Source organism: Streptomyces sp. CRN 30 (genome assembly GCF_034105845.1).
Map to the genome: position 1 here is coordinate 22,722 of NZ_JAVRHI010000363.1, position 7,059 is coordinate 29,780.

At 70.1% G+C, this 7,059-nt stretch carries 8 protein-coding genes; 4 read left to right on the plus strand and 4 right to left on the minus strand.

Annotated elements, in window-relative coordinates; all coding sequences use genetic code 11:
* Positions 1 to 31: 31 nt before the first annotated feature.
* From UW392_RS38485 to UW392_RS38495, 3 genes are all read left to right on the plus strand, one after another.
* Entirely contained in the window at positions 32 to 1,228 is a 1,197-nt protein-coding gene (locus UW392_RS38485; RefSeq protein WP_320779888.1) for a transposase, read from the plus strand.
* A gap of 54 nt (positions 1,229 to 1,282) precedes the next feature.
* A complete protein-coding gene (locus UW392_RS38490; RefSeq protein ID WP_320779897.1) occupies positions 1,283 to 2,134 on the plus strand; it encodes an isoprenyl transferase in 852 nt (283 codons plus the stop codon).
* Between the two features lie 84 nt (positions 2,135 to 2,218).
* On the plus strand, positions 2,219 to 2,782 hold the full coding sequence (locus tag UW392_RS38495; RefSeq protein ID WP_320779889.1) for a YcxB family protein: 564 nt from the start codon (positions 2,219 to 2,221) through the stop codon (positions 2,780 to 2,782).
* A 75-nt stretch (positions 2,783 to 2,857) separates the two neighbouring features.
* Here UW392_RS38495 and UW392_RS38500 read toward each other — a convergent pair whose 3' ends face one another.
* The 4 genes from UW392_RS38500 to UW392_RS38515 all read right to left on the minus strand — a co-directional run bounded on the left by UW392_RS38500 (position 2,858) and on the right by UW392_RS38515 (position 6,162).
* On the minus strand, positions 2,858 to 3,271 hold the full coding sequence (locus tag UW392_RS38500; protein WP_320779890.1) for a transcriptional repressor: 414 nt from the start codon (positions 3,269 to 3,271) through the stop codon (positions 2,858 to 2,860).
* A gap of 69 nt (positions 3,272 to 3,340) precedes the next feature.
* Positions 3,341 to 4,261: a metal ABC transporter permease gene (locus UW392_RS38505; RefSeq protein ID WP_320779891.1), complete on the minus strand. Its 921-nt coding sequence runs from the start codon at positions 4,259 to 4,261 to the stop codon at positions 3,341 to 3,343.
* Positions 4,262 to 4,274: 13 nt separating this feature from the next.
* Entirely contained in the window at positions 4,275 to 5,042 is a 768-nt protein-coding gene (locus tag UW392_RS38510) for a metal ABC transporter ATP-binding protein (RefSeq protein WP_320779892.1), read from the minus strand.
* A gap of 64 nt (positions 5,043 to 5,106) precedes the next feature.
* Complete coding sequence (locus tag UW392_RS38515) at positions 5,107 to 6,162, minus strand: metal ABC transporter substrate-binding protein (protein ID WP_320779893.1); 1,056 nt, start codon at positions 6,160 to 6,162, stop codon at positions 5,107 to 5,109.
* 241 nt (positions 6,163 to 6,403) lie between these two features.
* On the opposite strand from UW392_RS38515, the gene UW392_RS38520 reads away from it, so the two are divergent.
* Positions 6,404 to 7,059: glycine--tRNA ligase (locus UW392_RS38520; protein WP_320779894.1), on the plus strand; the 656-nt coding region annotated here is incomplete at its 3' end.

The window sequence follows — 7,059 nt, forward strand, 5'->3', positions numbered from 1 at the left end:
CGTCACAAGGTGCTGTGCTAGTTTGTGAGTCGTGTCCACTCCCGTGAAGCGGGCGTTCAAGTACCGCTTCTACCCGACCGATGCGCAAGCGGCTGAGCTGTCGCGCACGTTCGGGTGTGTACGCAAGGTCTACAACCTGGCGCTCGCTGCCCGTACCGAGGCATGGGCGTTGCGGGCCGAGCGGATCAACTACAACGCCACCTCGGCGATGCTGACCGCCTGGAAGAAGACCGAGGGACTGGCCTACCTCAACGAGGTTTCCTCGGTCCCGCTCCAGCAGGCGTTGCGCCACCTGCAGTCATCGTTCTCGCACTTCTTCGCCAAGCGGGCGCGGTATCCGCGCTTCAAGTCGCGGAAGAAGTCCCGCCGGAGCGCTGAGTACACCACCAGTGCGTTCCGGTTCCGGGACGGGAGACTGACGCTCGCGAAGATGGCCGAGCCGCTGGACATCGTGTGGTCCCGTCCCCTGCCGGAGAACGCGGTGCCGTCCACGGTGACCGTGTCCCAGGACGCGGCTGAGCGCTGGTACGTGTCGCTCCTGGTCGAGGACCCCGGCGTGCGGCCGCTTCCCGTCGTGGACCGCGTGATCGGTGTCGATGCCGGGCTCGACCATCTCTTGACGCTTTCCACCGGGGAGAAGGTGACCAATCCCCGGTACGAGCGGCGTGACCGCGCCCGCCTCGCCAGAGCGCAGCGGGAGCTGTCGCGCAAGGTCAAGGGCGACGGCGCCAACCGCGCCAAGGCCCGCAAGAAGGTCGCCCGCATTCATGCTCGCATCGCCGACCGGCGCCGTGACCACCTGCACAAGCTCACTACTCGGCTCGTTCGTGAAAACCAAACGATCGTGATCGAGGACCTCACCGTCCGGAATATGCTGAAGAACGGCAGGCTCGCCCGCGCCATCAGCGACGCGGCCTGGCGCGAGTTCCGCAGCCTGCTGGAATACAAGGCGGCCTGGTGCGGCCGTGAGGTGATCACGGTGGACCGCTGGTTCCCCTCCTCGAGACTGTGCTCGCACTGCGGAACCTTGCAGCGCAGCATGCCGCTCAGCGTCCGCACCTGGACGTGCGCCTGCGGCGCGACCCACGACCGCGACGTGAACGCGGCGCGGAACCTTCTGGCCGCCGGGCTGGCGGTGTCGGCCTGTGGAGCCGGTGTAAGGCCTCAACGGAGCACTCCGGGCGGGCAGCCGGCGATGAAGCAGGAAGTCTCACGGCGCGAGCCGTAGGAGTCCCCCTCCCTCAGGAGGGGGAGGAAGTCAACGCTAGGAGACGTGAACACGATGGCCGTACGAGGGTTCCTGGGGCGCCAGCGCCGCGAGTACAAGACGCCGGAACCGCACCCGTCCGGTGCCCGCGCGCCCAGGCTCCCCGGTGAGCTGGTCCCGAACCACGTGGCGATCGTCATGGACGGCAACGGCCGCTGGGCGAAGGAGCGCGGGCTGCCGCGCACCGAGGGGCACAAGGTCGGTGAGGGCGTCGTCATGGACGTGCTCAAGGGCTGCATCGAGATGGGCGTCAAGAACCTCTCGCTGTACGCGTTCTCGACGGAGAACTGGAAGCGGTCGCCCGAGGAGGTCCGCTTCCTGATGAACTTCAACCGGGACGTCATCCGCCGGCGCCGCGACGAGATGAACGAGCTGGGCATCCGCATCCGCTGGGTGGGCCGCATGCCCAAGCTGTGGAAGTCCGTCGTGCAGGAGCTCCAGATCGCCCAGGAGCAGACGACGGAGAACGACGCGATGACGCTGTACTTCTGCGTCAACTACGGGGGGCGGGCCGAGCTCGCCGACGCGGCCAGGGCGATGGCCGAGGACGTGGCCGCCGGCCGGCTCGACCCCTCCAAGGTCGGCGAGAAGACCATCCAGAAGTACCTGTACTACCCGGACATGCCGGACGTGGACATGTTCCTGCGCCCGAGCGGCGAACAGCGGACGTCGAACTTCCTGCTCTGGCAGTCGAGCTACGCCGAGATGGTGTACCAGGACGTGCTGTGGCCCGACTTCGACCGGCGTGACCTGTGGCGGGCCTGCGTGGAGTACGCCTCCCGCGACCGGCGGTTCGGCGGGGCCGTGCCGAACGAGGAGTTGCTGGCGATGGAACAGGCGATGAAGGGTCGTCCGGAGCAGGCCTGAGACCGGGCTCCCGGTCGGGCTCCGTCCGCCGCCGACCTTACGATCATGGCTGATCAGCACGGAGTCGGTAGGTGGGGAGGGGCCGTGACCGGGGACCGGGGGACGGCGGAGCAGGCGGAGGAGCGGGAGACCGGCACGGTCGGGCTGGAGTACCGGTCGGCCGTGGAGGACCACAGGGCCGCCCTGCGGGTGCGCCTGCGCGTCAGCAAGGCCGACAGACCGTGGCGTCTGACGCCCGTCATCGCGGGCGCGCTGGTAGCTGTGCACGTGCTGCTCTCGCTGGGCAGCGGAACGCCCGTGAGCCGGCCGCTCATCGGCGGTCTGGCGCTCTGCGCGGTCCTCCCGCTCGTCCTGCTGTCCGTACTGCTCCGGCTGCAGGCGCGGGAGATGCACCAGGCCGGCCGGCGGCGGGGCGTCCACCGCGTCACCGTGGCGGACACGGGCCTGACGACGGTGGACGCCGTCTCCTCGGCGGAGGTCGCCTGGAACGCGACGCCCCGTTACCGGGAGACCCCGGAGCTGTTCCTGCTGCTGAGCGAGGACAGGAACGTGAGCTGCTGCACGGTCCTGCCCAAGCGCGGCGCCGCGCGGCCCGCCGACGTGGACCGGCTGCGGGCGGTGCTCGACCGCCATCTCACCCGCGTGTGACGGGGGCGCGGGAACGGGTGAGGGGGCCGTGGGCGGTGACGCCCGCGGCCCCCTCGTCGCGCTGCCGGGAGGGCCTCAGCCGGTCGCCGAGGCGCACTCCGCGCACGTGCCGAAGATCTCCACCGTGTGCGCCACGTTCACGTAGCCGTGCTCGGCGGCGATGGCGTCCGCCCACTTCTCCACGGCCGGGCCCTCGACCTCCACGGCCTTGCCGCAGACGCGGCAGACGAGGTGGTGGTGGTGGTCCCCGGTGGAGCAGCGGCGGTACACGGACTCGCCGTCGGAGGTGCGCAGGACGTCGACCTCACCCGCGTCGGCGAGGGTCTGCAGGGTGCGGTAGACCGTGGTGAGGCCGACCGAGTCGCCCTTGTGCTTGAGCATGTCGTGGAGTTCCTGGGCGCTGCGGAACTCGTCCACCTCGTCCAGCGCCGCCGCCACGGCGGCACGCTGCCGGGTGGAACGGCCCCGTACGGATCCAGCGGTCGTCACCGGTACCTCCTCACGTCTGCGTCTTGCCGGGCCATTGTGCCAGGACGGACCGGGCCCGGTCAGACGTCCTCAGACACCGACCTCGTTCGGCGGACGCTGCCCGGCCGGGAGCGCCCCGCCGTCCGGCTCCGCGACCACGCACTCCGCCGGATCGGCCACGGGCCGCCCCGCGGCCTTCGCCCGCCGCCTGGCGAGCGGCGCCGCCAGCGCGGTGAGCAGCAGGAACGCGGCGATGGTGAGCAGCACGATGGTCGCCCCGGGCGGTACGTCCTGGTAGTACGAGGTGACCGTGCCGCCGATCGTCACGGCGACCCCGACGGCCACCGAGATCGCGAACGTGGCCGCGAAGCTCCGGCTGAGCTGCTGGGCCGCCGCGACCGGCACCACCATCAGCGCGGAGACGAGCAGCAGCCCGACGACGCGCATCGCGACGGTCACCGTCACCGCGGCCGTCACCGCGGTGAGCAGGTTCAGCGCGCGCACGGGCAGTCCCGTGACCCGGGCGAACTCCTCGTCCTGGCTCACCGCGAACAGCTGCCGGCGCAGACCCAGGGTGACCACCACCACGAAGGCCGCCAGCAGGCAGATCGCCGTCACGTCCGACTCGGAGACGGTGGAGAGCGAGCCGAAGAGGTACGAGGTGAGGTTGGCGTTGGAGCCGCCCGGCGCGAGGTTGATGAACATCACACCACCCGCCATGCCGCCGTAGAAGAGCATGGCCAGCGCGATGTCGCCGCGCGTGCGGCCGTACCAGCGGATCAGCTCCATCAGCACCGCGCCGAGCACGGAGACGAGCGTCGCCATCCACACGGGCGACCAGGACAGCAGGAAGCCGAGGCCGACACCGGTCATCGCGACGTGGCCGATGCCGTCGCCCATCAGGGCCTGGCGGCGCTGGACGAGGTAGATGCCGATCGCGGGCGCCGTGACGCCGACGAGGACGGCGGCGAGCAGGGCCCGCTGCATGAAGGCGTAATTCAGGATTTCCATGGTGCGTGCCTTCTCAGCTCAGCAGACCGGTGCGGATCGGGGCGGCGTCGGCGGCCTCGTGCGGGTGGACGTGGTCGTGGCCGGGCAGCGCGTGCTGGCCCACGGCCTTCGGCGGCGGCCCGTCGTGCACGACGCAGCCGTCGCGGAGCACCACCGCGCGGTCGATCAGCGGCTCCAGCGGGCCCAGCTCGTGCAGGACCAGCAGCACGGTCGTGCCCTTGCCGACCTCCTCGCGCAGCGTCCCGGCGAGGACCTCCTGGCTGGCCAGGTCGACGCCCGCCATCGGCTCGTCCATGATCAGCAGCTCGGGCTCGGAGGCGAGGGCGCGGGCGATCAGGACACGCTGGTGCTGGCCGCCGGAGAGGGCGTTCACCGAGTCCTTGGCGCGGTCCGCCATGCCGACCAGCTCCAGGGCGCGGCGCACGGCCTCGTGGTCGGCCTTGCGCAGCAGGCCGAAGCGGGCGCGGGACAGCCGGCCGGAGGAGACCACCTCGGTGATCGTGGCGGGCACGCCGCCCGCGGCCGTCGTCCGCTGGGGCACGTACCCGACGCGCTTCCACGCACGGAAGCGGGCCCGCGGGGTGCCGAACAGGTCGATCTCACCGGCGGTGACGGGCACCTGGCCGATGACGGTGCGGACGGCGGTGGACTTGCCGGAGCCGTTGGCGCCGAGCAGCGCGACGACCTCACCGCGGTTCACGGTGAGGTCGATGCCGCGCAGGACGGGCCGCGAGCCCAGCTCGGCACGGACGCCGCGCAGGGATATGACGGGCTCGCTCATGCCTGCTTCCTCCGAAACTTCCGTGATCCCGCCGGACCTGGGTGGTCCCTGGGACCTTGGTACTTCACCCGGTGGTGCCGAGAGCCTTCTCGAGCGCCGCCAGGTTGGCTTCCATGACCTCGAAGTAGTCGTCGCCGCGGGAGCCGTCCGTGATGCCCTCGAGCGGGTCGAGGACGTCCGTCTTCAGGTCCGAGTCCTTGGCGATGGTCTTCGCGGTCTTGTCACTGACCAGTGTCTCGTAGAAGACGGTGGAGACGCCGTCGGCCTTGGCGAGCTCCCCGAGCTCCTTCACCCGGGCGGCGCTCGGCTCCGACTCCGGGGAGAGGCCGCTGATGGACTCCTGGGTCAGTCCGTAGCGCTCGGCGAGGTAGCCGAAGGCGGAGTGGGTGGTGATGAAGACCTTGGTCTTCGTGTTCTTCAGCCCGTCCTCGAACTGCGTGTTCAGCTCGTCGAGCTTGCCGACCAGGGCCTCGGTGTTCTTCTTGTAGGTGGCCGCGTTGTCCGGGTCCGCCTTCTCGAAGGCCGCGCCGACCCCCTCGGCCACCTCCGCGTACTTCACCGGGTCGAGCCAGACGTGCGGGTCCTTGCCGTCCACGTCGTGGTCGTGGTCGTGACCGTCCGCGTCGGCGGACTCCTCCTCGTGGCCGTGCTCGTCCTCGTGGCCGTGCTCGTCCTCGCCCTCGTGGGCGTGGTCGTGGTCGTCGGCGTGCGTCTCCAGGCCGGTCAGCGTGGCCGCGTCGATCTTCGTCTCGACCCCGGACTGGGTGACGGCCTCGTCGACGGTGGGCTGCAGGCCCTTGAGGTAGAGGACCGCGTCCGTCTCCTCGAGCTGCGCGGTCTGCTTGGCGCTGATCTCCAGGTCGTGCGGTTCCTGGCCGGGCTCGGTGAGGGTGGTGACGTTCACGTGGTCCCCGCCGATCTGCTCGGCGAGGAACTGCATGGGGTAGAACGACGCGACGACGTCGAACTTGTCCGTCTTGCCGGCGGTGCCCGTGCTGCCCGACGAGGCGTCGGACGAGCAGGCGGAGAGGGTGCCGATGCCGAGGGTGGCGGCCGCCGCGATGGCGGTGGCGGATATGAGGGAGCGCCGGGGACGTCGTATGCCGTTCATGACACCCATTTTCAACTAATATGGAAACCGTTGTCAACAAACCGCCCGGCTGCCGCGCGGGCGCGACGGGGGATGCGGGCCGCACCGGCCCCGGACCGGCCTTGAACCGGGGCCGATTTGGTCGAGGGGGAGGCCCCGCCGGTACCCTGAAGCATTCGCTCGGAAGCGCCCGCCCGTCACCCGGCCACCGGCCTCGGTGGAGGCGCTTCGCGCCGTCCGTTGGTTCCGTCGTCGTAATGAAGAGAGCACCGTGGCCGCCGACAAGATCGACACCATCGTCAGCCTGAGCAAGCGCCGTGGCTTCGTATTCCCCAGCAGTGAGATCTACGGCGGTACGAGGGCCGCCTGGGACTACGGACCGCTGGGTGTCGAGCTCAAGGAGAACCTCAAGCGCCAGTGGTGGCGCTACATGGTGACGTCGCGCGAGGACGTCGTCGGTATCGACTCGTCCGTCATCCTGGCCCCCGAGGTCTGGGTCGCCTCCGGCCACGTCGCCACCTTCACCGACCCGCTGACCGAGTGCACCTCCTGCCACAAGCGGTTCCGCGCGGACCACCTGGAGGAGGCGTACGAGGAGAAGAAGGGCCGCGCCCCGGAGAACGGCCTCGGCGACCTCGCCTGCCCCAACTGCGGCAACAAGGGCACCTTCACCGAGCCCAAGCAGTTCTCGGGCCTGCTCTCCACGCACCTCGGCCCGACCCAGGACTCCGGCTCGGTCGCCTACCTGCGCCCCGAGACCGCCCAGGGCATCTTCACCAACTTCGCCCAGGTGCAGACCACTTCGCGCCGCAAGCCGCCGTTCGGCATCGCCCAGATGGGCAAGTCCTTCCGCAACGAGATCACGCCCGGCAACTTCATCTTCCGCACCCGCGAGTTCGAGCAGATGGAGATGGAGTTCTTCGTCAA